22 protein-coding genes and 1 pseudogene are annotated in these 25,576 nt (G+C 73.5%); 5 read left to right on the top strand and 18 right to left on the bottom strand.

Annotated elements, in window-relative coordinates:
* The 6 genes and pseudogenes from ACLBXO_RS11285 to ACLBXO_RS11260 all read right to left on the bottom strand — a co-directional run.
* Positions 1–164, bottom strand: a pseudogene (locus ACLBXO_RS11285) (HAD family hydrolase); the annotation flags it as partial.
* A 106-nt stretch (positions 165–270) separates the two neighbouring features.
* Positions 271–1,569, bottom strand: a complete 1,299-nt coding sequence (locus ACLBXO_RS11280) for a flavin monoamine oxidase family protein (RefSeq protein ID WP_447685425.1) — start codon at positions 1,567–1,569, stop codon at positions 271–273.
* Positions 1,570–1,631: 62 nt separating this feature from the next.
* Positions 1,632–1,916, bottom strand: coding sequence for a hypothetical protein (locus ACLBXO_RS11275; protein WP_447685424.1), 285 nt, complete (start codon positions 1,914–1,916; stop codon positions 1,632–1,634).
* A 92-nt stretch (positions 1,917–2,008) separates the two neighbouring features.
* Complete coding sequence (gene clpA, locus ACLBXO_RS11270) at positions 2,009–4,495, bottom strand: ATP-dependent Clp protease ATP-binding subunit ClpA (protein WP_331316587.1); 2,487 nt, start codon at positions 4,493–4,495, stop codon at positions 2,009–2,011.
* Positions 4,496–4,533: 38 nt separating this feature from the next.
* Positions 4,534–4,935 carry an ATP-dependent Clp protease adapter ClpS gene (clpS, locus tag ACLBXO_RS11265; RefSeq protein WP_331316588.1) on the bottom strand — a complete coding sequence of 134 codons (402 nt, stop codon included), beginning with the start codon at positions 4,933–4,935 and terminating at the stop codon, positions 4,534–4,536.
* Positions 4,936–5,125: 190 nt separating this feature from the next.
* On the bottom strand, positions 5,126–5,470 hold the full coding sequence (locus ACLBXO_RS11260; RefSeq protein WP_447685423.1) for a phasin family protein: 345 nt from the start codon (positions 5,468–5,470) through the stop codon (positions 5,126–5,128).
* Positions 5,471–5,819: 349 nt separating this feature from the next.
* On the opposite strand from ACLBXO_RS11260, the gene ACLBXO_RS11255 reads away from it, so the two are divergent.
* Positions 5,820–7,289 carry a D-alanyl-D-alanine carboxypeptidase gene (locus ACLBXO_RS11255; protein WP_331316590.1) on the top strand — a complete coding sequence of 490 codons (1,470 nt, stop codon included), beginning with the start codon at positions 5,820–5,822 and terminating at the stop codon, positions 7,287–7,289.
* 138 nt (positions 7,290–7,427) lie between these two features.
* Here the strand turns inward: ACLBXO_RS11255 and ACLBXO_RS11250 are convergent, their stop codons facing one another.
* The 3 genes from ACLBXO_RS11250 to ACLBXO_RS11240 are packed head-to-tail and all read right to left on the bottom strand — an operon-like array spanning position 7,428 to position 9,571.
* Complete coding sequence (locus tag ACLBXO_RS11250) at positions 7,428–8,189, bottom strand: DnaJ domain-containing protein (protein ID WP_447685422.1); 762 nt, start codon at positions 8,187–8,189, stop codon at positions 7,428–7,430.
* 3 nt (positions 8,190–8,192) lie between these two features.
* Positions 8,193–8,444: a hypothetical protein gene (locus tag ACLBXO_RS11245; protein WP_447685421.1), complete on the bottom strand. Its 252-nt coding sequence runs from the start codon at positions 8,442–8,444 to the stop codon at positions 8,193–8,195.
* Entirely contained in the window at positions 8,441–9,571 is a 1,131-nt protein-coding gene (locus ACLBXO_RS11240; RefSeq protein ID WP_331312496.1) for a S1C family serine protease, read from the bottom strand. Before ACLBXO_RS11240 ends, ACLBXO_RS11245 begins: the two co-directional genes overlap by 4 nt.
* Before the next feature lie 416 nt (positions 9,572–9,987).
* On the opposite strand from ACLBXO_RS11240, the gene ACLBXO_RS11235 reads away from it, so the two are divergent.
* Positions 9,988–10,203 carry a hypothetical protein gene (locus tag ACLBXO_RS11235; protein ID WP_012317798.1) on the top strand — a complete coding sequence of 72 codons (216 nt, stop codon included), beginning with the start codon at positions 9,988–9,990 and terminating at the stop codon, positions 10,201–10,203.
* A gap of 70 nt (positions 10,204–10,273) precedes the next feature.
* Here ACLBXO_RS11235 and ACLBXO_RS11230 read toward each other — a convergent pair whose 3' ends face one another.
* Positions 10,274–13,711: an SbcC/MukB-like Walker B domain-containing protein gene (locus ACLBXO_RS11230; RefSeq protein WP_447685420.1), complete on the bottom strand. Its 3,438-nt coding sequence runs from the start codon at positions 13,709–13,711 to the stop codon at positions 10,274–10,276.
* A 175-nt stretch (positions 13,712–13,886) separates the two neighbouring features.
* Here ACLBXO_RS11230 and ACLBXO_RS11225 point away from each other — a divergent pair, with 175 nt between their 5' ends.
* Entirely contained in the window at positions 13,887–15,563 is a 1,677-nt protein-coding gene (locus ACLBXO_RS11225; protein ID WP_331312497.1) for a methyl-accepting chemotaxis protein, read from the top strand.
* Between the two features lie 169 nt (positions 15,564–15,732).
* Here the strand turns inward: ACLBXO_RS11225 and ACLBXO_RS11220 are convergent, their stop codons facing one another.
* The 7 genes from ACLBXO_RS11220 to ACLBXO_RS11190 form a co-directional block, all read right to left on the bottom strand.
* Entirely contained in the window at positions 15,733–16,359 is a 627-nt protein-coding gene (locus tag ACLBXO_RS11220; RefSeq protein ID WP_331312498.1) for a DUF4194 domain-containing protein, read from the bottom strand.
* On the bottom strand, positions 16,352–17,722 hold the full coding sequence (locus ACLBXO_RS11215) for a Wadjet anti-phage system protein JetA family protein (protein WP_447685419.1): 1,371 nt from the start codon (positions 17,720–17,722) through the stop codon (positions 16,352–16,354). The genes ACLBXO_RS11220 and ACLBXO_RS11215 overlap by 8 nt, the downstream gene beginning before the upstream one ends.
* A 36-nt stretch (positions 17,723–17,758) precedes the next feature.
* Complete coding sequence (locus ACLBXO_RS11210; RefSeq protein WP_026605341.1) at positions 17,759–18,175, bottom strand: FKBP-type peptidyl-prolyl cis-trans isomerase; 417 nt, start codon at positions 18,173–18,175, stop codon at positions 17,759–17,761.
* A 322-nt stretch (positions 18,176–18,497) separates the two neighbouring features.
* A complete protein-coding gene (gene coaBC, locus ACLBXO_RS11205; protein WP_331312501.1) occupies positions 18,498–19,721 on the bottom strand; it encodes a bifunctional phosphopantothenoylcysteine decarboxylase/phosphopantothenate--cysteine ligase CoaBC in 1,224 nt (407 codons plus the stop codon).
* A gap of 43 nt (positions 19,722–19,764) precedes the next feature.
* Positions 19,765–20,487: a di-trans,poly-cis-decaprenylcistransferase gene (locus tag ACLBXO_RS11200; RefSeq protein ID WP_447685418.1), complete on the bottom strand. Its 723-nt coding sequence runs from the start codon at positions 20,485–20,487 to the stop codon at positions 19,765–19,767.
* Between the two features lie 76 nt (positions 20,488–20,563).
* Entirely contained in the window at positions 20,564–20,953 is a 390-nt protein-coding gene (locus ACLBXO_RS11195; RefSeq protein ID WP_331312504.1) for a transcriptional regulator, read from the bottom strand.
* Positions 20,940–21,557 (bottom strand): hypothetical protein, encoded by a 618-nt coding sequence (locus tag ACLBXO_RS11190; RefSeq protein ID WP_447685417.1) that lies wholly within the window; start codon positions 21,555–21,557, stop codon positions 20,940–20,942. The genes ACLBXO_RS11195 and ACLBXO_RS11190 overlap by 14 nt, the downstream gene beginning before the upstream one ends.
* A gap of 334 nt (positions 21,558–21,891) precedes the next feature.
* On the opposite strand from ACLBXO_RS11190, the gene uvrB reads away from it, so the two are divergent.
* Positions 21,892–24,663: an excinuclease ABC subunit UvrB gene (uvrB, locus tag ACLBXO_RS11185; protein WP_447685416.1), complete on the top strand. Its 2,772-nt coding sequence runs from the start codon at positions 21,892–21,894 to the stop codon at positions 24,661–24,663.
* Between the two features lie 16 nt (positions 24,664–24,679).
* Here the strand turns inward: uvrB and ACLBXO_RS11180 are convergent, their stop codons facing one another.
* On the bottom strand, positions 24,680–24,898 hold the full coding sequence (locus tag ACLBXO_RS11180) for a hypothetical protein (RefSeq protein ID WP_331312507.1): 219 nt from the start codon (positions 24,896–24,898) through the stop codon (positions 24,680–24,682).
* Between the two features lie 134 nt (positions 24,899–25,032).
* On the opposite strand from ACLBXO_RS11180, the gene ACLBXO_RS11175 reads away from it, so the two are divergent.
* Positions 25,033–25,566: an ankyrin repeat domain-containing protein gene (locus ACLBXO_RS11175; RefSeq protein ID WP_331312508.1), complete on the top strand. Its 534-nt coding sequence runs from the start codon at positions 25,033–25,035 to the stop codon at positions 25,564–25,566.
* Positions 25,567–25,576 lie beyond the last annotated feature (10 nt).

The raw sequence follows: 25,576 nt of genomic DNA, 5'->3' as shown, positions 1-25,576 counted from the left end.
GGCTCCTCGTGGGCGGGGTCGAGCCGCAGGCGGTTGTAGGCCTGCTTGTAGCTCTCCGAGAGTTCCGCGACCGGGCCGCCCTCGCCGACCAGGCGCCGGGAGGCCTGCGGCAGCGACAGACCCACGACAGACAGGGCCTCCCGTCGCCCCGGCGCCGGGCCGCCGCCGCGGCGCCCGCGCGGCCGACGCGCCGCACCGCGACCGCCTGAGCGGGCCGCCGAGACGGGCCTCCGAGACGGACCACCGAGACGGACCACCGGGACGGGCAGCTCAGGCGCCCAGCGCCTTCAGCACCGCGCGGGCGGCGCGCTCGCCGTCGAGGGTCGCCCCGCCGACCGTCATGGCGCCGCCGCCGGCCAGCGCCTCGCCGGCGAAGAACAGGCGCCCGCCGACCGGCTCGCGGAGGCGGTCCCGAGCCGCGGCGTGGCCGGGCGCGACGATCGAGTAGGAGCCATGGGCGTGCGGGTCCGTCCACCAGCCGGCGAGGCGCCCCGCCTCGACGGCGCCGCGGGCGCCGCCGCCGAGGACCGCGACCAGGCGCTCGGTGGCGAGCGCCACCGCCTCCGCCTCGCCGGCCCGGCACAGGTCGCGCGCGAGGTCGCCGCCGAGATTGGCGACCGCCAGGGACCGGCCGAAGGGCTGCATCTCGAAGTAGATGGTCGGGCCGCCCGTCGCCACCGACACCGCGTCGCCGAGGTCGGCGCCGTCGAGGCGCGCGGGGTCGAGGCGCAGGCCGATCTTCGTGTAGGCGCCCATCGACAGCCCGTCGAGCGCCGTGCGGGCGGCGTCCGGCAGGTCCGGCGCGAAGGCCACGGCCCCGGCCTTGAGCACGCCGACCGGCACCGTGACGATGGCCGCCGCGGCCGCGATCGTGCCCCGCGCCGTCTCGACCCGGACCCCGCGGCCCGACCAGTCGATCGCCCGCACGGGGCAGCCGAGGCTGACCGGCAGGTCGGCGAAGTGCCGCGCCACGAGGTCGCCGTAGCCGTCGATCCAGAGGTCGGAGCCGGACCAGAGCCGGTCGTAGTCCACGGCCGAGACCCGCTCGGGATCCTCGCCGAGGGAGAGCCGGCTCAGGCCGGCCGCCGCCAGGGCGGCGTCGGGGCCGCCGGCCCGGGCCGCCTCCGCCAGGGACGGGTCGCCGGCCTTCGGGGCGAGCAGCGCGTCGAGGCCGGAGAAGCCGGCGCGCCGCTGCGCCGCCTCGGCGGCGGTGGCGGGGCGGCCGTCGACGACGAGCCGGCGCGCCCAGCCGTCCTCGCGGGCGATGTGCGCCCCCGCCGCCCGGGCGATGGGCGCCCAGGGATTGCGCTCGGCCCAGTGGATGTACTCGGCGCCGGCGTCGAACCGGCACGCGTCGCCGAGCGCGCGGTCGGTGAAGGCGCGGCCGCCGATCCGGTCCCGCGCCTCGACGAGAGTGACGCTCTGCCCGGCCGCCCGCAGCAGAGCGGCGGCCGCGAGCCCCGCGGCCCCGGCGCCGACGACGACCACGGGCCCGCCGCCGGCCCGGGTCCGGAGGGCCGGCATCGCCAGCAGGGGGGCGGCGAGCAGCGATCGACGGGTCGGTGTCATGGGCGCGCCCGCTCGGAACCGTCCGGAGGCGTCGCCTCCCGCGCCCGGACCGGAGCGGCGCGCTAGCCGCGCGCGCCCTGCGGGCCCGAACGCTTCTCCATCATGGCCTTGACCTGCATCAGCTGGTCCCAGACCTGGCCCGGCGAGGTGCCGAAGAAGTCGAAGCCGGCGGCGATGCCCCAGTAGATACCGAAGCAGATGAACGGCACCAGCACCCAGGCGAGCACCTCCTCGCCCCGGCGGCGCCGCTGGCGACGCCGCCGCCGCTCCTCGCGCCGGGTCAGCTTATTGGGGGGCGCCGGCTGCGCGACGGGGGACAGGGGTCCCTCGTGCAGGTTGTCAGTCATCGGGCGCCTCCTCGCCGCGGCGCATGCGCGTCGCGGCGGTCATAGACCGGCGGCCCCCGAGTCCGGAAGGCCGCCGGCCGGCATGCACACCATTAGGCGCGCACGAGTGGCACCTTCGGCACGGTCCGGACGCCGCCGCCCGAGCTGCCGCCGCCGCCCTTGTTGTCCTTCGGCGTCTTCTTCCGGGACGCGGTGCGCGGCTTGGCGCGCTTGTGGCGCTTGGCGGCGTTGGTCACGTCCTTCTCGGGCTTCGGCGTCACGGGGCCCGCCGGGAAGTCGAAGCCCAGGCTGTCCTTGGCGCCGGCCTTGGCCTCGGCATCCTCCGGCTTGCGGACGACCACCCGGACCGCGCCGCCATCCTTCAGCTTGCCGAACAGGACCTCGTCGGCGAGCGGCGTCTTGATGGTCGACTGGATCAGCCGGGCCATCGGGCGCGCGCCCATCGCGTCGTCGTAGCCGTGCTCCACCAGCCAGTCCCGGGCCTCGTCCGAGAGCTCGATGGTGACGTTGCGGTCGGCGAGCTGCGCCTCGAGCTGGAGGACGAACTTGTCCACCACCTTCGCCACCACGTCCTTCGGCAGGTGGCCGAACGAGATGATCGCGTCGAGCCGGTTGCGGAATTCCGGCGCGAACAGCCGGTTGATCGCCTCGACGTCGTCACCGGAGCGCTTCGACTGGGTGAAGCCGTAGGCCGCCTTGGCCAGGTCCGAGGCGCCCGCGTTCGACGTCATGATGATGATGACGTTGCGGAAATCGACCTGCTTGCCGTTGTGGTCGGTCAGCTTCCCGTGGTCCATCACCTGCAGCAGGATGTTGAACAGGTCCGGATGCGCCTTCTCGATCTCGTCGAGGAGGAGCACGCAGTGCGGGTGCTGGTCGATCCCGTCGGTGAGCAGGCCGCCCTGGTCGAAACCCACGTAGCCGGGGGGGGCGCCGATCAGGCGGCTCACCGTGTGGCGCTCCATGTACTCCGACATGTCGAAGCGCAGCATCTCGACGCCGAGCGAGGCGGCGAGCTGCTTGGCGGCCTCGGTCTTGCCGACGCCGGTCGGGCCCGCGAACAGGTACGAGCCAATCGGCTTGTCCGGGTCGCGCAGGCCGGCCCGGGCCAGCTTGATCGCCGAGGTCAGGGCCTCGATCGCGTTCGGCTGGCCGTAGACCACGCGCTTGAGGTTCTCGGTCAGGTGCTGGAGCACCACCGCGTCGTCCTTGGAGACGGTCTTCGGCGGGATCCGGGCCATCGTGGCGATGGTCGCCTCGATCTCCTTGATGCCGATGGTGCGCTTGCGGCGCGCCTCCGGCACCAGCATCTGCGAGGCGCCGGTCTCGTCGATCACGTCGATCGCCTTGTCGGGCAGCTTGCGGTCGTTGATGTAGCGGGCCGACAGCTCGACAGCGGCCTTCACGGCCTCGGTCGTGTACTTGAGCTTGTGGAACTCCTCGAAGTACGGGCGCAGGCCCTTCACGATCTCGATCGTGTCGGGGATCGACGGCTCGTTGACGTCGATCTTCTGGAACCGGCGCACCAGGGCGCGGTCCTTCTCGAAGTACTGGCGGTACTCCTTGTAGGTGGTCGAGCCGATGCAGCGCAGCGTGCCCGAAGCCAGAGCGGGCTTCAGCAGGTTCGACGCGTCCATGGCGCCGCCCGAGGTCGCACCGGCGCCGATCACCGTGTGGATCTCGTCGATGAACATGATCGCGTTCGGGTGCGCCTCGATCTCCTTCATGACCTGCTTGAGGCGCTCCTCGAAGTCGCCCCGGTAGCGGGTGCCGGCGAGCAGCGTGCCCATGTCGAGGGAGAAGACGGTCGCGTCGGCCAGGACCTCCGGCACCTCGTGCTGGATGATCTTGCGCGCCAGCCCCTCCGCGATCGCGGTCTTGCCGACGCCGGGATCGCCCACGAGGAGCGGGTTGTTCTTCTGCCGTCGGCAGAGGACCTGGATCGTCCGCTGGACCTCGCTCTCGCGGCCGATCAGCGGATCGATCTTGCCGTCGCGCGCCTTCTTGTTGAGGTTCACGCAGTAGGCGTCGAGCGCGTCGCCCTTCTTCTTGGCGCCGCGGGGATCGCCGTCGTCGCTCGGCCGCTCGGCCGCGCCCTCCTCGTCGGCGCCGCGCACGGGCTTCGCCTCGGAGGCGCCGGGGCGCTTGGCGATGCCGTGGCTGATGTAGTTGACCGCGTCGTAGCGGGTCATGTCCTGCTCCTGCAGGAAGTAGGCGGCGTGGCTCTCGCGCTCGGCGAAGATCGCCACCAGCACGTTCGCCCCGGTCACCTCCTCGCGGCCCGACGACTGGACGTGGATCACCGCGCGCTGGATCACGCGCTGGAACCCGGCCGTGGGCTTGGCGTCCTGCCGGCCGTCGCCGGTCAGGTTGGAGAGCTCGGTATCGACGTAGTCGACCAAGCTGCGCTTGAGCGTGTCGATCTCGACGTTGCAGGCGCGCATGACCGCGGCCGCATCTTGGTCATCCACCAGGGCGAGCAGGAGATGCTCCAGCGTCGCGTATTCGTGCCGGCGCTCCCCGGCGAGCGCCAGGGCGCGGTGGAGGGCTTGTTCTAGGCTGCGTGAGAAGCTTGGCAAAGCTGGCCTCTGTCCTTCGTGCCTACCGCGAGCGGCGCCTATTTCTTTTCCATAACGCACTGGAGAGGATGTTGGTGTTTGCGCGCGAAGTCCATGACCTGCGTCACCTTGGTCTCCGCCACCTCGTAGGTGAAGACCCCGCACTCGCCGACGCCGTTCTGATGCACGTGCATCATGATCTGGTAGGCGTCCTCGTGGCTCTTGTTGAAGAACCGCTCGACCACCAGCACCACGAACTCCATCGGCGTATAGTCGTCGTTCAGAAGGAGTACCCGGTACAGACTCGGCCGCTTGGTCCGCGGCTTCGTGCGCGTGATGATCGCGGTGTTGGAGCGGTCGTCGCCGCCGGGGGCGCGCGAGCCGGACGCCGTGACCGCGACACGCGCCGGCCGGTGCTCCCTCGTCGAACTCGCGGTGCCCTGCGTGGGGACCTGTGTCATGTGCGTCGAACCGATCCCTTGCTCGGAGCGGGCGCCGCCGGCCCTGACGGCCGATCCTGATCCTGGCCTGCCGGGAGCAGCGCTCAGCTCCGCGCCGGTTAATCTACAGACGGTGAGCCGACTTCGCCAGACGCCTGTGCGCACTTGTCCGCCCTGCACGGCGCGCCCGCGGCGCATGACCGTCGACCCGCTAGTGCGCCGGACCGGGGCGGGGCGCCGGCGGCGACACCGCCTTCGGCCGCAGGAGCGCGCCGGTCAGGCCGAGCACCGCGTCGCCGGCGGCGGCGGAGCGGGCCGCGGCGCGCTCCCCGGCCCGGTGCAGATACGCGGTCTGCACCGCCAGGATCTCGGTCGGGCTGCGGGCCGCCGCCAGCGCCCCCCAGGTGGTCCCGAGATCGTCGAGGGCCTGCTTGAACGAGTCGAGGTACTCGATGCCGAGGGTCTGGGCCGCCCGGCTCGCGATCCCGAACCGCCGCAGGGGCGTTCCGAACCCGGGGACGGCCGGGCCCAGGGGAAGGGCAGGGGGTCTCTGCATCGCCGATCTCCGGACCGCCGCCGAGACGGCCGGCCATCCGCGGCCGGTCATCTCGGATCGCCGCGAGAGTGTGCGGCACGACAGCCAGCGTCAAGCTCGGCCCGGTAGGACCTCAGGCCCGGAACCGCCACGGAACGGCCCGCCGGCGACAGCGGGGCGAGGGCGGGGCGAGGGCGGCCGGTAAGGGATGGCAGGAGCGACACGATCCGGCACGCGCGGCGATCGCATTAACGGGCCTGTAACTGCACTTGCCTAACTCTCCACTGATGCAGCGGGGCCACGCGATCGGCGGGAGGCTCCGCAGGGGATACGACCGGCCAGTACCGGTCTCGCGAGGCAATCAGGCGTGATGCGTAGCGTAGTAGGCCGCTCTCGGACGATTCCAGCGCTCCCGGCCGCGATCCTGGCCGCCGCGGTCCTGACGACCCTGGCCGCGCCGGCCGAGGCCCGGCGCGGCCGGCACCATCACCACGCCCGCGCGACCGGCGGCTACAACCCGCCCTACGCCGCGATGGTCGTGGACGTGAAGAGCGGCAAGACGCTCCACGCGGTGAACGAGGACGCCCTGCGGCACCCGGCCTCCATCACCAAGGTGATGACGCTCTACCTGCTGTTCGAACAGATGGAGCGGGGCAAGTTCGCCCTCGATTCCGACCTGACCATCTCGGCCCACGCCGCCGCCCAGGCACCGTCGAAGCTCGGCCTGCGCCCCGGCCAGACCATCTCGGTCGAGGACGCCATCAAGGCGATCGTGACGAAGTCGGCGAACGACGTGGCCTGCGCCATCGGCGAGAACATCGCCGGCTCCGAGGAGCGCTTCGCCCAGATGATGACCGCGAAGGCCCACGCCCTCGGCATGAGCCGGACGCACTACGCCAACGCCTCGGGCCTGCCCGATCCGGAGCAGCTCACCACCGCCCGCGACCTGACCGTGCTGGCGCGGGCGATCCAGGACCGCTTCCCCCACTATTACCGCTACTTCCAGACCCGGTCCTTCGCGTTCCGCGGCCGGGTGATCGGCAACCACAACCACCTGCTGGGCAACGTCCAGGGCGTGGACGGCATCAAGACCGGCTACACGCGCGATTCCGGCTTCAACCTGATGACCGCGGCGAAGTCCGAGGGCCGCCAGATCGTGGCGATCGTCCTGGGCGGCAAGTCCGGCGCGGGCCGCGACCGGATCATGGCCGACCTCGTCCGCTCGAGCCTGCCGCGCGCCTATGCCGGCGCCCGGATCTCGGCGCCGGTCACCGAGGTCGCCGAGCGCGCCCGCCCGGCGGTCGTCGCCGACGCGGTCTCGCGCACCCGCACGCAGGTCGCCTCCGCGGACGACGAGGATGTCGAGACCACAGGCACCACCGGCGAGCCCCTCGACCTGTCGCCCGCCAAGACGACGACGCCGGGCGGCACCTGGAAGCCGGGCCCGCAGGGGATCCCGAAGGCGGCCCAGGCCTATGCCGGCGGCGGCAACGCCCAGCCGCCCTTCCCGGGCGCGTCCAAGTCCACGGCCCGGGTGGCCTCCCTCGAGCGCGACGAGCCGCCGAAGGCGGTCTCCGGCGCCCGCGTCGTGCCGACCGCCTGGGTGATCCAGCTCGGCGCCATGGACGACGAGGCCAAGGCCCGCACGATGCTCTCGGAGGCCCGCGCCAAGGTCGGCGGCAGCCTGTCGAAGGCCGCCCCCTACACCGTCAAGGTCGAGCACGGCGGGACCACGCTGTTCAGGGCCCGCTTCTCGGGCTTCGCCGAGCAGGATTCCGCCCAGGAGGCCTGCTCGGCCCTGAAGCGCAGCGGCTTCAGCTGCTTCGCCACCCGGAGCTGAGGCCCGCGCGACCCGCCGGCGCGCCCGCGCGCCGCGTTTCGTGACCCACCGGCGCGCCCGCGCGCCGGATACGGAACGGCCGCGACCGAGTTCGCAAGCGGCCGACGATCGGTAACTCTCTGACAACGCGCGTGGAGTTCAGCGATGTCGGTTCAGAAGCCTGTCCCGGGCCGCGTTGACGCGCGCCGCTCCCTCGGCGCTGCCCCCCTGGTCGGGGTGGGCGCGCTTCATGAGAGACCGGTGGGCCGACCGGATCTCCTCAGCGGTCGCCCCGCGCTGAAGCCCCAGGACCTCGTACGCCTCCTCCTGCGTCATCGGCCCTGGGTGCGACGGACGGCGCGGCCGCGGGTCGCGATCGCCCTCAGCGTCTACACGCCATCCGGGCGCCCGGCGGTCGAGATACGGCTCTAGCAGGGCCGCGCCCGCGGCGTCGCGGATCCGGCAGAGCCGGAGCAGCTCGACCACGGCCCCGGTGGGCATGGTGTCGAGCCACGCGCCGGCGCCGGGCCCCGCGATGACGCGGCCGGTGCGCAGGCTGCCGTCCGGGCGCACGAGCGCGTCGATGAGGATCGTGCGGAAGCGGCGGTCCTGCGGGTCGCGCGGGCGCGCGCCGGATCCCGGCCGGATCAGGCGGCGGAGCCGCGCGGTCATGGCCGCCTGACCCTCGATCATCCAGACGCCGCTGAGCCCGAGCAGGGCCGCGAGGACGACGTTCCCGCGCAGGAGCAGGAACCCGGCGGCGAGCAGCGCGAAGGCTCCGAAGGTCGGCACCCGCGCGCGCCCGAGGGCGGCGGCGAGCCCCGCCCGGAGACCGCCCCGCAGCCGGCGGCCGAGGCCGCCCGAGTTCCTCGACAGCCACCACAGGGTCAGGCAGGCGAGCAGGCCGGCGAACAGCACCATCGCTCAGCGCCGCACGCCGTAGAGGGCCGACGCGCTGCCGCCGATCTGGATGCTCGTGCCGTCGCCAAGATCGAAGTGACCCGGCCGGCGCGGACGGGGCTGGCGGAATGCGGCGTCGCAGCCGGGCTGCGGCGGCAGGCGCGCGCCCTCGGGGAGGTTCTCCGGGCAGAGGCGGGCGCGCGTGGGCGCCTCGCCGGCCCCCGCGGCGCCGCTGAGGAGGACCAGGGCCAGGAGGAAGAGGGTGGCGCGCGTCATCGCCGGTTCTCCGCGACCTCGGCGGTGGTGACGCGGACCTGCCGGATCCGGCCGTCGCGCTCGACCTTGAGGGTCACGCCGGCGCCGAGGCCGGCCTCCTCGATGGCCGCGGTCAGGTCCGCGAGGCGGTGGACCGGGCGATCGTTGGCCTCGACGATCACGTCGCCGAGGTCGCCGGTCTGCGGGTCGACGCCGCGCAGCCCGGCCTGCGCGGCCGGGGAGCCGGGCAGCACGCGCACGATCACCACGCCGTCGATGCCGAGCCGCGCCGTGGCCGCCTCCTGCGCGGCGATGATGCCGATGCCGGGATTGCGCACCCGGCCGGCCTTGATCAGCTCCGGCACGATCCGGTTCACCACGTCGACGGGGATCGCGAAGCCGATCCCCGCGCTGGCGCCGGAGGGCGACACGATGGCGGTGTTGACGCCGATCAGCCGGCCCGCGGAATCGAGGAGCGGGCCGCCGGAATTGCCGGGGTTGATCGCCGCGTCCGTCTGGATCACGCCGGACAGCTCCCGGCCCTCGCTCGTCGGCATGCGCCGCCGCACGGCGCTGATGACGCCGGTCGTCAGCGTGTGGTCGAGGCCGAACGGGTTGCCGATCGCGAAGGCCGACTGACCGACCTTGAGATCGGCCGAGGTGCCGATCGCCAGCGGCGGCGGCATGTGGCGCACGCGCCCGAGCTGCAGCACCGCGAGGTCGTAGGACGGCGCCATCCCGACGAGGGTCGCGGGCACGACCTCGCCGTCGCTCATCCGGACCGAGACCGAGCCGCCGCTCTGCGCGGCGTTCTGCACGACGTGGGTGTTGGTGACGATGTGGCCGGCCCCGTCCCAGACGAAGCCGGTGCCGGTCTGCGTCCCGCCCTGCTCGCCGCCCTGATCGTCGAGATCGAGCAGGTCGCGGTTCTGCGCGGCGCCCTGCGCGAAAACGTGAACGACGGACGGGCTCGCGCGCTCGAACAGCGCGACCGTCGAGGCCTCGGCCGGTGCCAGATCGCCGCGGGCCGTGATCGCCCGGGGCGTGTCGGCCGCGTAGAGCAGCGGCTGCAGGTAGGGCTGGGCGACGTAGAGCGCCAGCAGGACCAGGACCGCGGCGAGGACGATGCGCACGGTACGATCCGGCACGGGTGGCTCCGACAGTGAAGCGCGCGGGCGGGCCCGCGGCGGGCGGAGCCTTAAGTGCGCGTTCAGGATCGGGGCGTCAACACAGAGGTGCGCCGCCGCCGACGGGCCCACGACGTGTTCTGGCGCACGTCGGCGACCGGCGCAGACTGGCTAACGGAATGGTCATCATTCGGGAGCCACAATTCTCGCAAGTCCAGAGCAGCTCAGTCGCGCTCAATACGGACACGGAACACCGAAACGCGCCCGGACTCGTGCCTCGGCACCGGACGCTGGTTTCGAGAACCGCCCGAATTGATCGCAAAGCTGCCGCAGAGATGCTTGCATTGACGCGCAGACCATCGATCGCCGCAGCCCCTCGGCAGAGCCCGGCGGCGGCGGTCTGAACGGTCCAAAACGGTTCGGAAGGACGAGTACCCATGGAAACCGAAGCTCTGGAACGGCCCGCGGATCTGACGATCTGGCGCACGGCCCCGGCGAGCGCCCCGCTCGCGCAGCCCGAGCGCTACCAGACCCTGCGGGAGGCGATCGCCGCCGCGGCCGGCGCCCTGGCCGACCCGGCCAAGCAGCCCTGGATCATCACCGAAGAGGGCGAGATCCTCTCTCCGAACTGGATCCGCACCTACCTGAACTGAAGATCGATCACCCGGAGAACGGGGATACCGGGGACGGCGGCGCGAAGCCCCGCTCCGGTACCCCGCGGGCTCACTCCGCGGCGTCCGACTGGCGGAAGCCCTCGATCCCGACCTGGTCGGGGTTGATCGCGTGCAGCGCCCGCCGGGCCGCCTCGAGGGGGTGCTCGGCCTCGATCCGGACCGAGGTGAGATCCGGGCTCTTGTAGACCGTCACGATCGTGTCCATCACCTCGGTCAGCGTCGTGCGCTTGTCCTCGGGGGCGGCGATCAGGAGCTGCAGCCCCCAGGCGCGGTAGAGGTCGACCAGCGCCTGGCTGTTGCGCACGTCGAGCTTCGAGAACGCCTCGTCGAGCAGGCACAGGCCCAAGCCCGGATTCTCGTCGCCCGGCCGGTCGCCGGGATAGTAGGCGCTGGCGAGCGACGCGGCGATCGCCACGTAGAACGGCGCCTGCGCCTCGCCGCCGGAGCCGCGCAGCGCCCGGGCCGACATCGTCGTGCGGTTGCCCGCCCGGTCGCGCATGCCGATCTCGTAGACGAAGTAGTTGCGGTAATCGGCGAGCCGCGCCGCGTCCTCCGCGCCGGCGATCAGCGCGGTGATCTCCTCGAGCGCGGCGGCCATCGGCCCCTCGGCCTCGCCGGCGAGCAGCGCCTGCGCGGCCTCGGGCGAGCGGGCGGTCTCGGTGGCCAGCGCGTGGACGGCGGCGTAGCGGCGGTCCACCGCCGCCTCGAACGCGTAGGTCTGGCCGGTGAAGCTGCGGGCCGAGAGCCGCTCGTTCAGGGCCGCGAGCCGGGCATGGACCCGCTCGAACCGGTCGGCGAGGCGCGTCAGCAGGTCCTCGGTCATCAGGCGGCGCATCTCGGACTCGGCCCGCTCGGCCTGCGCCCGGTAGCGGCGCAGCTCGTGCCCCTCGACCGCCTCGTATTCCCGCCGCACCCAGGCGAAGCCGTCGATCGCCGGGGCGTCGCCCGAGGCGAGGGGGTTCTCCACCCGCCAGGCGGCGCAGGCCTCCGCCAGCTCGCGCTCCGCGATCCGCCCGTGCGAGCGGGCGGCCTCGGCGGAGTCCCGGGCGAGGCCGCGCTCGGCGCTCACCCGCGACCCGGCCGCCTTGGCGTCGAGGCCGGCGAGCGCCCGCCGCGCCTCGGCGATCACGCCGAGGTCGAAGGGCACGTCCCGGGCGAGGCGCACCCGCGCCGCGTCGCCCGCGCTCAGCTGGCGCAGGGCCGCGCGCCGGGCCGACAGGGCGGCGCGGACGGCCTCGCGCACCGGCCCCATCCGGGCGCGCAGGGCCGCCTCGTCGGCGAGCAGGCGGTCGAGCTTCGGCTCCAGCTCCTCCGACAATTCCCGCAGGTAGCCGACCCGCTCCGTGGTCAGCGCGGCGATCTCGGCCGTGAGCCCGGCCGTGTCGCGCTTCTCGATGCCCTCCCGCTCGGTCTGGAGGGTGCGCCGCCGTCCCTCGAGCCCGTCGAGCTCGGCCCGCAGGGCCTCCACGTCGTCGAGGCCGCGGGCGACGCGGGCCCGGATCGCTGCGGCCGTCCGGGCGGCCTCGCGCAGGACCGCGGCCTCGCCGCGCAGGCGCCGCGCCTCCGCGACGGCGATCTCGTGGGCGCGGCGGCTGTCGGCGGTCGGCCCGCGATGGCCGCGGGTCATCAGCAGGTCGACGCTGCGGGTCACCGTATAGGCCATGCCGGCCGTGGTCCGGCCGCTCGGCGCCACGGCCCGGGACAGGCGCGCCAGTTCGGCATCGTCCCGGGCGAGGTCGTAGCCGCCGAGCCGCACGCCGAGGAACGCCTCCGCGTGAGGGTCGCGGGTCTCGATCACGGTCAGTGGCCCGTCGTCGTAGCGGCGCGACCGCTGCTTGGCGGTGTCGGTGGTCTTGACCAGGATGCAGCGGCTGAAGCGGTCGCGGCCGGATTGCAGCACGCCGAGGGCCTCGTTCAGCCGGTCGGGGGCGACCACGAGAGCCTCGCGGGCGCGGCCGAGCAGGCCCTCGAGGGCCGGGCCCCAGGTCGGGTCGACGATCTCGGCCAATTCGCAGATCGGCAGCGCGTCGATGCCGCGCCGCTCCAGCTCGCCGCGGAACGCCAGCGTGTCGGAGGACAGGCGCGCCGCCGGGCCGCCGCCGGTGCGCGGGGCCGCGCGCTCGGCCTCGCTCTCCTGCGCGCGGGCCTTGAGCGCCGCGTCCTCGGCGGCGCGCTCGAGGGCCTCGTCGAAGTCGGGCAGGCGCGCCAGCCCGTCGGTCAGCTCGGCCAGCGGCCCGTCGGGGCGCAGGATCTCCTCGGGGGAGGATTCCCGGCGCAGGCCCGCCCGGGCGCAGGCCTCGGCGAGGCGGGCCGCCTGCGGGCAGCTCTGGCGCAGGATCGGGGCGACCGGCTGGAGCTTGGCCATCTGCCCGACGAGGGCGACGAGGTCGCCGATCCGGCCGACCAGCTCCTTGCGGTCGCGTTCCAGCATGGACAGGCCGAGCGTCGAGGCCGCGAGGCGCCCCTCGGCGGCACTCGCGGCGGCCAGCGCCTTTTTCTCGGCGATCTCGCCGTCGATCTCGCGGACGTAGCCGCGGCTCGCCGCGACGCGCTCGCGGGCGATGCGCAGGGTGTCGGCGCCCTCCCGGAGGCGGCTCCGGACGGCGATGAGGTCGAGGCTGCGGCGGCGCAGCTCGGCGCTGGCCGCCCGCAGCTCGTGCGTCGCGGCGGCGAGGACCGCCTCGCCCCAGGCCTCGTAGCGGTCGCGCAGGCGCCGGAGGCGCGCGAGCCGGGTCTCCAGCTCGGCGATGGTCTCCCGGAGGCGCCGCCAGTTGGCGATGGAGTGGCGCACGCGCTCCACATCGAGGGGCTCCGGCTCGAGCACGAAGGCGCGCACGAAAGCGCTGGTGTCGAAGATCGGCTTGAACGCCACCGCGTTGGCGAAGCTGCGCAGGAAGTGGCGCGGTTCCGGCGCCGGCGCGCCCTCGCGCAGGGTCGCCAGCACGTCGGACGTGAAGCGCTCGCCGGAGGTGCGGTACTCGGTGAAGCTCGCCGCGCGGCCGCGCAGGTCCGCGGCGATCTCGCTCCAGGGCGCCGTGTAGGTGCCGCCGGGGGCGGTGCGCGCGTAGTCGGAGACCTCGAACCGGTGCCCGACCGCGATGAAGCGCGACAGCACGGTCTCCTTCGGCTCGGCGGCCCGGGCCGCCAGGGCGAGGCCGACCGAGACCACGCGGCCGGAATCCGGGTTCTCGAAGACCAGCACCAGCACGGTCTCGCAGGATTCCCGCGTCGGGCGGCCGCCCTCCGCCGGGTCGCTGATCCAGCCCAGGCAGTAGTCCCGCACGGTGCGGGCGCTGCGGCCGGAGGCCGAGGCGTTGAGGGCGAGGCGGCTGGCGTTGTTGCCGGCCAGCACCGTGCCGACCGCGTCGAAGATCGTCGACTTCCCGGCCCCCGTCGGCCCGACCAGCGCCGCGGCGCCGCGCAGGCGGATCTGCTCGCGGCGGATCAGGTACCAGTTCGAGATGGCGATGTCGGTGAGGACGTACACGGTGTCGGTGGGTCGGGTCTGTGGCGAGGGATGTTCGGCCCAGTTGGCCGGACTCGGCCGCGTATGCAAGCCGACACACGCGCAGCCCTGAAGCCCGATTCGACCACAGGTTATGACACTGTTAGCAGAAGATGTTCATGCCGTTCCGGTCTCGTCCGCACGACCGGAAATACCGATGCGCCTCAGTCTCAAAGCGAAACTCAGCGGCCTCTTCGCCCTCCTGCTCCTGGCGGCGATGGTTCAGGGCGGCGTGACCCTCTACAAGATGCAGGCGGTCGACCAGCGGCTCGCGGAGCTGGTCGACAACGCCGTGCCGTCGATCAACGAGGCCCAGGCGGTCAACGCCCTCGTGATGCGCTCGCGACTGTGGCAGTTCCGCTACGTGACGGCGGATACCGACGCCGAGCGCGAGACCAGCCTGAAGAACGCCGACGAGATGATGCGGAACCGCCAGGCGAAGGCCGAGGCCTACCGCGGCCTGGTGGCGTCGAAGGAGGAGCAGGCGATCTACGACGACCTGCTCGCCAAGCTGGCGGTGCAGCAGGCCGACTGGACCCGCCTGCGCGCCTTCCCGACCGACCAGCACGATCAGGCGCTCGCCTACTTCCGCGGGCCGATGAACGCCAACTACCTCGCGGCCTCCAGCGCGACCCGCGCCCTCGCCGACCTGAACATCCGGAACGGAGAGGCGGCCGGCCGCGCGGCCCGCGACAGCCAGGCCGACGCGGTCCGGACCACCGTCGTGAGCCTGCTCGTCAGCCTCGTCATCGCGCTCGGCGCCATGCTGTACGCCTTCACGGGCGTGTCGCGGCCGCTCGCCGGGATGACGCTGTCCATGCGGCGGCTCGCCGACGGCGACACCCAGGCCGAGATCCCCTACGCGGCGCGGCGGGACGAGATCGGCGCCATGTCGGCGACCGTCGCGGTGTTCCGGGAGAACCTGCTGCACGCCCGCGCCCTCGAGGCCGAGACCGCGCAGGCCCGGGCCGGCGCCGAGGCGCAGCGCCGGCAGGCGACGCGCGAGCTCGCCGACCGGTTCGAATCCGCCATCGGCGGCATCGTCGGCTCGGTGACGTCGGCGGCGACGCAGCTCCAGTCCACGGCCCAGAGCCTCACCGCGACGGCGACGCAGACGGCCGGCCAGTCCACCAGCGCGGCGGCGGCCGCCGAGGAGGCCTCCTCCAACGTCACCACGGTCGCGGCGGCGGCCGAGGAACTCGGCTCCTCGGTCAACGAGATCGGCCGCCAGGTCGGTTCCTCGGCGGACCTGGCGCAGGCCGCCGTCCGGGAGGCGGCCGCCACGGCCGACCTCGTCCAGGCCCTGAGCACCGGCGCGCGCCGGGTCGGCGAGGTGGTCGACCTGATCTCGGCGATCGCCAGCCAGACCAACCTGCTGGCTCTCAACGCCACGATCGAGGCGGCCCGGGCCGGCGTCGCCGGCCGCGGCTTCGCGGTCGTCGCCACCGAGGTGAAGGCGCTGGCCGACCAGACCGCCAAGGCCACGGCCGAGATCTCGGCCCAGATCGCCCAGATCCAGGGCTCGACCGGCCAGGCCGTCCAGGCCATCGACGGCATCGCCGGCCGCATCCGCGAGATCAGCGGCATGGCCAACTCCATCGCGGCGGCGGTGGAGGAGCAGGGCGCGGCCACCCAGGAGATCGTCCGCAACGTCGCCGAGGCGGCGACCGGGACCGAGTCGGTGACCGCCAATGTCAGCGGTGTCGCGGGCGCCGCCGAGGAGACCGGCGCGGCCGCCGCGCAGGTCCTGGCCTCGGCCTCCGAGATGGCCCGCCAGGCGGCCCATCTCGGCAGCGAGGTCGAGCACTTCCTGGCGACGGTCCGGGCGGCCTGAGCGCGGTCACGTGCTTCCGGCCGCACGTCGCGGTTGACGTATCTCACCCCGTCATCGCGAGCGCAGCGAAGTGACCCAGGGCAGCGCGACGCCGGCAATCGTGGCGCCGGCTGGATTGCCTGGCTCCGCTCGCAGAGACGGCGCCGGGCTGGTCGACCGGACGACGGCCTCAGGCCTCGCCGGCCTCGGACCACGCGCGCAGGCGCTCCATCCAGGCGTCGGAGGCCAGGACCGTCAGGCCCGGCAGAAGCGACAGCGGCGTGACCCGCTCGACGCGGTCACGCTCGCCGAGGCGCAGGCCGCCGCGCTTGGCGTAGAGGCGGAGGATGTCGGCGAGCCGGCCCTCCTCGGGGGGCTCGTTGCGCGCCACGGCGCGGATCTTCTCGACGATCTCGTCGGTGGTGCAGTCGACGACCCCGTCCGTGCCGGCCCGGTGGTCGCGCAGGCCCTCCTCGTAGAGGAGCCGGAGCGCCAGCAGCACCAGGGTCTCGTCCTTGCGCAGGCGCTCCGAGACGATGTCGTGGCGCGGGGCGTCGGCGGCCGGGCTCAGCGAGACCATCTGGTCGCGGTGCGAGACCGTCAGCGCGTAGCCGAGGCAGGCGAAGTAGTCGGTGAAGAACGGCGCGTAGTGCCGGGCGAGCTCGTAGGAGCGGCCGATGTTCTGGGTCTCGGCGTAGATCACCTGCCCCTTCAGCAGCACCTGGAGGGCGCGGCACAGCTCCTCGGCGTCCGGCGCCCGGGCACCGGGGGGCGGCGGCTCGTCGCCGTCGATGATCGCGCGGAAGCCCTCAAGCACGGGGACGGCGCTCCAGCAGGAAATCCGGGCAGTCCAGCCAGCCGTTGACCACCCGCTCGGGCAGGCGGGTCAGGGCGTAGCGCGCGCCGAGCTTGGCGTCGAACAGCACGTCGATCTCGCGCAGGCGCTGGAACACGATGAAGTCGTCGACGCCCGCGATCACGATCTGCGACCCGCGCAGCCGCACCGCCTTGCCGAGACGGGCCTCCACGAAGGCGCTCATGCTCTCGGGGGTCACGGTGGTGCGGCGGCGGAACTCCGCCTTGGCGGCCGCGAAGGCGTCGACCACGGGGTCGTCCTCGATGTCGGGCAGGGGCTCCATGTCGATGGCCGACCTGCGGGCGCGCGGCGCCTGGAGATGCGCGTGCCCGATCGGCGGCCGCAGCAGCGAGACGTCGCCCGGCACCTCGGGGGCGATCTCCGCGCCGCCGACGGCGCGCAGCAGCGCGGCCACGCGCTCGACCCCGCTCGGGTCCGGGCGGTCCATCACGTGCAGCGCGGAGGCGATCCGGCGCTCCAGGCGCGCCACCACGGCGTCGACGGCGTCGAGGTGGTTGTCGAGGCCCTCGAACACCGCGAGGATTTGCGCGAGATCCGCCCGGACGGCCTTCTGCGCCGCGTCGAGATCGGCGCCGCGCCCCTCGCGGATCAGGCCCTCGGCCAGCGCCCGGACCGTGAGGGCGTCGCGCAGCGCCCGCCCGGCCTCGCGCACCACGCTGGCGCGGAAGCGGAACGGGTTGAAGCGGGTGTGCAGCGTCCGGTAGTCGCTGATCAGGTGGCGCTCGACGAAATCCTCGAAGAACAGCCGGAAGGTCTGGGCGCGGTCGGGCTCGCGCAGGATGCGCTCCTCGACCTTGCGCATGCCGGCCGCGAGGCCGCGCACGTGCGACAGGAAGGCAGCGGCGGCCCGCGCGGCGTTGGACAGCGCCTCGGAGCGGTTCGCCGGGTCCGACAGGGCGCTCTCGAGCCCGCCCAGCACCTCGAGGACGGCGCCGCCGTAGGAGCGGGTCTCGCCCCGTTCCAGCCGCGACAGCTCCTCCAGCAGGAGGCGGGCCTCGGGGTCGAACTCGGCGACCGGGACGTAGCGCTCGCGGCGCTCGATCAGCCAGCCGGTGTCGAGGAGGCGCCGGTAGAGCGCCGTGCGGCGCTCGGTCGGGTCGGCCGAGATCGGCTCGTCGCCGCTGACCTCGGGGTCGCTCCAGCCGGCGGCGAAGTCGCCGATCTCGGCCAGGAGCTCGGCCTTGCGCACCGGCTCGGCCCCGAGGACGCGCCGGTGCAGGTGCAGGAGCAGGGCAGCGTTGAAGCCGCGGCTCGGCGAGGCCAGCGGCTTGAACAGCTCGTCGGACAGCTGCGCGAACAGCATCGTCTCGTAATTCCCGCCGTCGCGCAGCCGTGCCGCTTACTTCGCGCCGAGGAGCTCGACGTCGAAGATCAGCGTGGCGTTCGGCGGGATCACGCCGCCGGCGCCGCGGGCGCCGTAGCCGAGCTGCGGCGGGATGATCAGGGTGCGCTTGCCGCCGGTCTTCATGGTGGCGACGCCCTCGTCCCAGCCCTTGATCACCTGGCCGGCGCCGAGGGGGAAGCTGAAGGGCTGGTTGCGGTCGCGGGACGAGTCGAACTTCTTGCCCTTCTTGCCGCCCTCGTCGAGCCAGCCGGTGTACTGGACGGTGACCGTCTGGCCGGCCTTCGGCTCGGGCCCGGTGCCGACGACCTCGTCCTGGTACTTGAGGCCCGACGGGGTGGTCACGGTCTCGGCATTGGCGGCTGTGGTCATGGCGATCAACGCGGCTCCGAAGAGGGGGGACAGGCGAGGCATGGTTTCTCCCTGGAGCCGGCGCCGTGCGCGCCGGCCGTCGGGAGGCCTTCTATCGCCTCGGACCCGTCCAGGCCAGGGAGACGGATGGCGCCCCCCGGGTCGCGCTCAGGCGGCGCGGAGGCCGTCGCGGAAGCGGCCGACCTCGGCGCTCAGGTGCGCGGCCTGGGCCGACGGGGCGGCGGCCGGGCCGTCGCGAGCCCCGCCATCGCCCGCTCCCGGTCGGCAGAGACGACGTCTGACTTCCCTGTGCGCGCCGACGTCCGCGCTCGGAACGCCTCGGGCCGCCCGTGAACATCCGCGCGGAACCGGGTGCGGGGCCGCGTCAGCCGGCCAGGAGCCCCGCGAGATGGGCCACGAGCCGCCGGGCGACCTCGTCCTTGCCGAGGCGCGGCCAGGTCTCGACCGCGCCGTCCCGACCGATCAGGTGCACCGTGTTGTCGACGCCGCCCATGACGCCGCCCTCGGCCGACACGTCGTTGGCCACGATCAGGTCGCAGCCCTTCCGGGCGATCTTCGCCCGGGCGTGCTCGACGATCGTGTCGGTCTCGGCGGCGAACCCGACCACCAGGGGCGGGCGCCCCGCCGGGAGGCGCGCCACCGTGGCGAGGATGTCGGGATTCTCGACCAGCGGCATCGGAGCCGGCCCGGTGCCGTCCTTCTTGATCTTCTTGCTGCCGGCCTCCTGCTCCGGGCGCCAGTCGGCGACCGCGGCGGCGAAGACCGCGATGTCGGCCGGCAGCGCCGCCTCGACGGCGGCCAGCATCTGCCGGGCTGTCTCGACCCGCACGACGGCGACGCCCGGCGGGTCGGGGAGCGCCACCGGCCCGGAGACCAGGGTCACGGCGGCGCCGGCCGCGGCGGCCGCGGCCGCGATGGCGTGGCCCTGGCGGCCCGAGGAGCGGTTGGCGATGTAGCGGACCGGGTCGATCGGCTCGTGGGTCGGTCCCGAGGTCACGAGCACCCGCCGGCCGGCCAGGGGCCCGTCCCCGGCGGGGGCGCCCAGCATCCGCTCCAGCGCGTCGGCGATCTCGTTGGGCTCGGCCATGCGCCCGGGCCCGGATTCCGGCTCGGCCATCCGGCCCGCGTTCGGGCCGACGATCCGGACGCCGTCGCCCTCCAGGATCGCGCGGTTCCGGCGGGTGGCGGGGTGCGCCCACATCTGGACGTTCATGGCCGGCGCGATCAGGATCGGCAGGGTCGTGGCCAGCAGGACCGTGGTCGCGAGGTCGGTCGCGTGGCCGCCGGCCATGCGGGCCATCAGGTTGGCGGTGGCGGGCGCCACCACCACGGCGTCCGCCTGACGGGCGAGCTTGATGTGGCCGATCTCGGCCTCGGAGGCGCGGTCGAACAGGTCGGTGTGCGCCCGCTCACCCGCGAGCGCGGCCGCCGCCAGCGGCGTCACGAATTCCTGCGCCCCCGCGGTCAGCACCGGGCAGACGCTGGCGCCCCGCTCGCGCAGCCGCCGGATCAGGTCGAGGGCCTTGTAGGCCGCGATGCCGCCGCCGATGACGAGGAGGACGCGGCGATGGGCGAGGGTCTCGGTCATGCCGCCGACCCTCTGCGCGCCGGCGCGCGCGCGTCAAGCGGCGTCAGGCCGCCGCCGGGACCGCCGGCGCCTTCAGGCCGCCGAACCGGCGCTCGCGGCGGCCGAACTCGGCCACGGCCTCGGCGAGGTCGTCGGGCCCGAAATCGGGCCACATCCGCTCGGTGAAGAGCAGCTCGGCGTAGGCCGCCTCCCACAGCATGAAGTCGGAGAGACGCCGCTCGCCGCCGGTGCGGATCAGCAGGTCGACGTCGACCGGGGAGCCGTGCATCGGGCCGGCGACCAGATTGCCGAAGCTCTCGCGCGTCGGCTCCTCGCCGGCGAGGCGCTGCGCCGCCGAGATGATCGCGTCGCGGGCCGAGTAGTCGACGCAGATCCGCAGGTGCAGCCGGGTTCCCGCCGCCGTGGCGGCCTCCGCGGCCGCGATCGCCTGGGGGATGCCGTCTGGCAGACGGTCGCGCCGGCCGACGACGCTGAGGCGGGTGCCGGTGCGGGCGAGGCGCTGGGTCTCGTTGCGCAGGTACGAGCGCAGCAGCCGCATGAGGCCGCCGACCTCCTCGGCCGGCCGCTGCCAGTTGTCCGCCGAGAAGGCGTAGAGCGTGAGCGTGCCGATGCCGTGATCCGGGCAGGCCTCGGCGGTGCGGCGGATCGCCTCGACGCCCCGGTGGTGGCCGGCCAGCCGCGGCAGGCCGCGCTGCGTCGCCCAGCGCCCGTTGCCGTCCATGATGATCGCGGCGTGCAGGGCTCCCGGCACCGCTTCGCTTTGCATCGTAAAGTCTCCCGGCATGGGCGTGGCGCAGAGGTCTATCGAAACGGGGTTAACATTCCCGGCGGGACGGGCGGTCTCACGCCGTTTTCGTGGCCGGATCGAGGCCGCGAACACCGGATTCGGGGCCGCGCTCGGCCGCATCCGCGGCGTCGCGCACCACCTGCTCCAGCACGCCGAGATAGCCGATGAAGCGCCTGCGCCCGACCGGGGTGAGGCGACAGATCGTCTGCGACCGGCTCTGCGCGAAGCGCTTCTCGAGGCTCACGAGGTCCGCCTCGCTCAGCACGGCGAGGTGGCGGCTCAGGTTACCGTCGGTGAGCCCGCACAGACGCTTGAGATCCGGGAAGGGCAGCCCCTTCGGGTGCGCCACCAGGGACGTCAGCACGCTCAGGCGGGCCCGCTCATGGATGATCCTGTCGAGCCCCTCGTAGGAGAAGCGCCCCTCGGAACGGTCAGCGGTCGTCATCGAAGGCCCGGGCCCCGTGATGGATGATCCCGGCCAGCCACGCTTGACCGATCAGGAAGGGCAGGCCCATCGTCCAGGGTGACAGGGCCCGCGTCTCGGCCGAGACCGCCAGCACGGCGAGTCCGGCGAGCAGGTACCAGGCCCCGACGCCCTGGACCGCCCGGGGCAGGATCCGCGCCGAGGCGAACAGGCCGAGGCCGACCAGCACCTGCCAGAGGCCCGGCAGCATCCAGACTTCGCCGGGGGCGAAGCGGGCGATGACCAGGGCGAGGCAGGCCCCGGCGCCCGCGGCCGGCAGGAACACCTCGATGGCGTTCCACACCATCGCGTCCGCGAGGCCGGAATGGAGGCGCCGGCTCCGCCGGACCGCCTCGACCCCGATCATCGCGAAGGCCGCCAGGGCCGCCGCGATCCAGAGGCCGAAGAACAGGGCCGGCCGCGCCGCGGGATCGCCGAGCCACAGGGCCTGCCCCGCCGCGCAGGCGAGCGCGAGGCCGCCGGTGCCGGCGACCGTCGCGGCGCCCAAGCCGCGGAACGCCGTATCGCGGGCGATCTGCGAGCGGATGGCCACGATGTCGGCCAGCGCCTTGTCCAGGTCCTGCATGTGCCTCAAGCCCCCGGCTGCAGCATGCCGTGCACCCCACTTTGCACCGCAAAGTATCGACGGGGTCGGCCCACCGCAAGCCGATTTCCGCGTGCGCATGCCGATCTTCTCAGCATCCGGGACCGCGGTCGAGTTCGCTCCCGGGTGAATTCTACCGATCGGTTGTATTCGCCACACCGCCTTTAGTGGAATGGCGCGGCACTCGGCCGCCGGTGCTCGGCCGGTCCTCTGCCGATCCTCAGCCGGTCCGCCGCGCGGCCGGCAGCGGACGAAAGCCGTCAAACCGCACCCGCGCAGGGTTCCTCAGCGCCCGGTCCGGGCCCATATTGTTCCCATGCCCGCACCGAAGAAACCGCGCGCCGCCTCCGTCACGGCCACGTCCGCCAAGGCGTCGAAGCCCGAGCTGAAGCCGCTGGACACCTATCTGGCGGAGCTTCTGAACCCGGCGCTCAACCGGAATCGCCCGGCCGCCGTCGAGCCGCCCCCCGAGGCGCCCGCGCGGCCCGGCCGCAAGGCGGGCGGCAAAGCGGGCGGCAAGACGGGCGGCCCGAAGGACGGGGCGACCGCGGCCGCGACCCGGAGATCCGAGATCGCCCGCGACGGCTTCGCGGAGGCGCCCCAGGCCGGCTACGCGCTCGGCGACGCGGCCGATGTCGACCCGCGCCTCGCGCAGGCGCTCGGCCTGACGCCGCCCGAGGACGGCCCGGTACCGGAGGGCGCCGACCTGCCCGATCCCGGCGGCGACGGCGGCGCCTCGGCGACGGTCTCGGCGCTGGAGCGGCTGCTCACCGAGGGCAACCCGCTGTTCAAGGACGGCAAGACCTGGACGCCCCACCGCCCGGAGCGGCCGCAGAAATCTGAGGGCGGCGTCCGGTTCACGCTCAAATCCGACTTCACGCCGGCCGGCGACCAGCCCCGGGCCATCGCCGAGCTCGTCGGCGGCGTGCAGGCGCTGGAGCGCGATCAGGTGCTGCTCGGCGTCACCGGGTCGGGCAAGACCTTCACGATGGCCAAGATCATCGAGGAGACGCAGCGTCCGGCGCTGATCCTCGCGCCGAACAAGACGCTGGCCGCGCAGCTCTACGGGGAGTTCAAGGCCTTCTTCCCCGACAACGCGGTCGAGTACTTCGTCTCCTACTACGACTACTACCAGCCCGAGGCCTACGTCCCGCGGTCCGACACGTTCATCGAGAAGGAATCCTCGATCAACGAGCAGATCGACCGGATGCGCCACGCCGCCACCCGCGCCCTGCTGGAGCGGGACGACGTCATCATCGTCGCCTCGGTCTCGTGCATCTACGGCATCGGCTCGGTCGAGACCTACACGGCGATGTCGTTCACGGTCTCGCTGGGCGAGCGGATCGAGCAGCGCCAGCTCATCGCCGACCTCGTGGCGCTCCAGTACAAGCGCATCCAGTCCGACTTCGCCCGCGGCACCTTCCGGGTGCGCGGCGACTCGATCGAGCTGTGGCCGGCCCACCTGGAGGATCGCGGCTGGCGGATCGGCCTGTTCGGCGACGAGGTCGAGAGCATCGTCGAGTTCGACCCGCTCACCGGCAAGACCATCTCCGAACTGAAGTTCGTGAAGGTCTACGCCAACTCGCACTACGTCACGCCGCGCCCGACGCTGCAGCAGGCGATCAAGGGCATCAAGCACGAGCTGAAGGGCCGGATCGAGGAGCTGACCCGGATGGGCCGCCTGATCGAGGCGCAGCGCATCGACCAGCGCTGCACCTTCGACATCGAGATGATCGAGGCCACCGGCGCCTGCAACGGCATCGAGAACTATTCCCGCTACCTCACCGGCCGGAAGCCGGGCGAGCCGCCGCCGACCCTGTTCGAGTACCTGCCCGACAACGCCCTCGTGTTCACCGACGAGAGCCACGTCACCGTGCCGCAGATCGGCGGCATGTACCGGGGCGACTTCCGCCGCAAGGCGACGCTCGCCGAGTACGGATTCCGGCTGCCCTCCTGCCTCGACAACCGCCCGCTGCGCTTCGAGGAGTGGGACGCCATGCGGCCGATGACGGTCCACGTCTCGGCGACGCCCGGCAAGTGGGAGATGGAGCAGACCGGCGGCGTCTTCGCCGAGCAGGTCATCCGCCCGACCGGCCTCGTCGACCCGGTGATCGAGGTGCGCCCGGCCCGCAGCCAGGTCGACGATCTGCTGGGCGAGGTCCGGGAAGTCGCGCAGGCCGGCTACCGGACGCTCGTGACCACGCTGACCAAGCGCATGGCCGAGGATCTCACCGAGTACCTGCACGAGAACAGCGTGCGGGTGCGCTACATGCACTCCGACATCGACACGCTGGAGCGGATCGAGATCATCCGCGACCTGCGGCTCGGCGCCTTCGACGTGCTGATCGGCATCAACCTGCTGCGCGAGGGCCTCGACATCCCGGAATGCGCCCTGGTGGCGATCCTCGACGCCGACAAGGAGGGCTTCCTCCGCTCGGAGACCTCGCTGATCCAGACGATCGGCCGCGCCGCCCGCAACGCCGACGCGCGCTGCATCCTGTACGCCGACAGCATCACCGGCTCGATGGAGCGGGCGATGGCCGAGACCGAGCGCCGCCGCGCCAAGCAGCTCGCCTACAACGCGGAGCACGGGATCACGCCGCAGAGCGTGAAGCGCGGCATCGCCGACATCCTCAGCAGCGTGTTCGAGCGCGACCACGTGCAGGTCGATACCGGGCTCGCCAAGGACGCCATCACGGTCGGCCACAACCTCAAGGCCGTCATGGCGGACCTCGAGAAGCGCATGCGGTCGGCCGCCGCCGACCTCGACTTCGAGGAGGCGGCGCGGCTGCGCGACGAGCTGAAGCGGCTCCAGGCGACCGAGCTGCTGGTCTCGGACGACCCGATGGCCCGGCAGGGCGACGTGGAGCGCGAGGCCGGCAAGTTCGGCCGGAAGCCGCCGCGCCGTGCGGGGGGCAGCCGCATCGTCGAGCCCGACCTCGACCATATGGGCCCGGGGACGGACCGGGAGCTGCCGGTGGGCGGCGCGGCGCCGGTCTGGCAGGAGCGGCCGAAGCCGCGCTCGACGCAGGGGCTCGGCGGCCAGAAGCCGAAGTACAAGGGCGGCGGTGGCCGGCGGCGGGGCTGACCCGGCCGCCGGGACCTCAGGCGGCCTCGCTGCCCCGGCCGAGGCCGTGCCCCCGCCCGGCCTCGCCGGCCTCGACGATCGCCTCCGCGATGCGGACCACGAGGACGTTGCAGGCCTCGTCGAAGGCCTGGGAATCGGCGCGGACCGCCGCCTCGACGACGGCCCCCGCCCGCTCGCGCACGATCTCGCGGGCGGTGCGCAGCGCGTCGGCGTAGGGCTCAAACGGTCGGGGCATCGTCGCGCTCCGGAGACGCCGGGCCGCGCCCGGATAGGCGGCTGGAACGAGCCGCGCGCCGAAACTGTTCCGGCCGCCGCTGGACGGCGATGCCGCAGCGGCCCAGATCAGCCGCGATGAGAGACGAGCACGCGATGGCCTCAGAGACGAACACGCCCCCGATCCTCGACGACGCGACGCTGGCCTTCGCGGCCCGGGTCTTCCAGTACGCGCGGATGGGCCACGCCGAGGAGCTCGCCGACCTGTTCGGACAGGGGCTGCCGGCGAACCTGCGCAACGACAAGGGCGACAGCCTGCTGATGCTCGCCGCCTATAACGGTCAGGCGGAGGCCGCCCGGGTGATCCTGGAGGCCGGCGGCGACCCGGAGCTCGCCAACGACCGCGGCCAGACGCCGCTCGCCGGCGCGGCCTTCCAGAACGACCTCGCCGTCGCGCAGCTCCTGCTCCGGCACGGGGCCGCGGTGGACGGAACCGGCGACGGCACCCGGACGGCCCTGATGACCGCGGCCATGTTCGACCGCACCGAGATGGTCGACCTGCTCCTCCAGCACGGCGCCGACCCGGATCGCCGCGACGCCTCCGGCCAGAGCGCCGCCGACATGGCCCGGGCGATGGGCGCCCAGGCCACGCCGGCGCAGCTCGACGGGGCGCCCCGGCGGCAGGCGTGAGGCCGCGTCG

It is taken from the genome of Methylobacterium sp. C33D (assembly GCF_053345825.1).
Note: the sequence above shows the minus strand (reverse complement) of the source record. Positions and strands in the feature narration are given on the sequence as shown.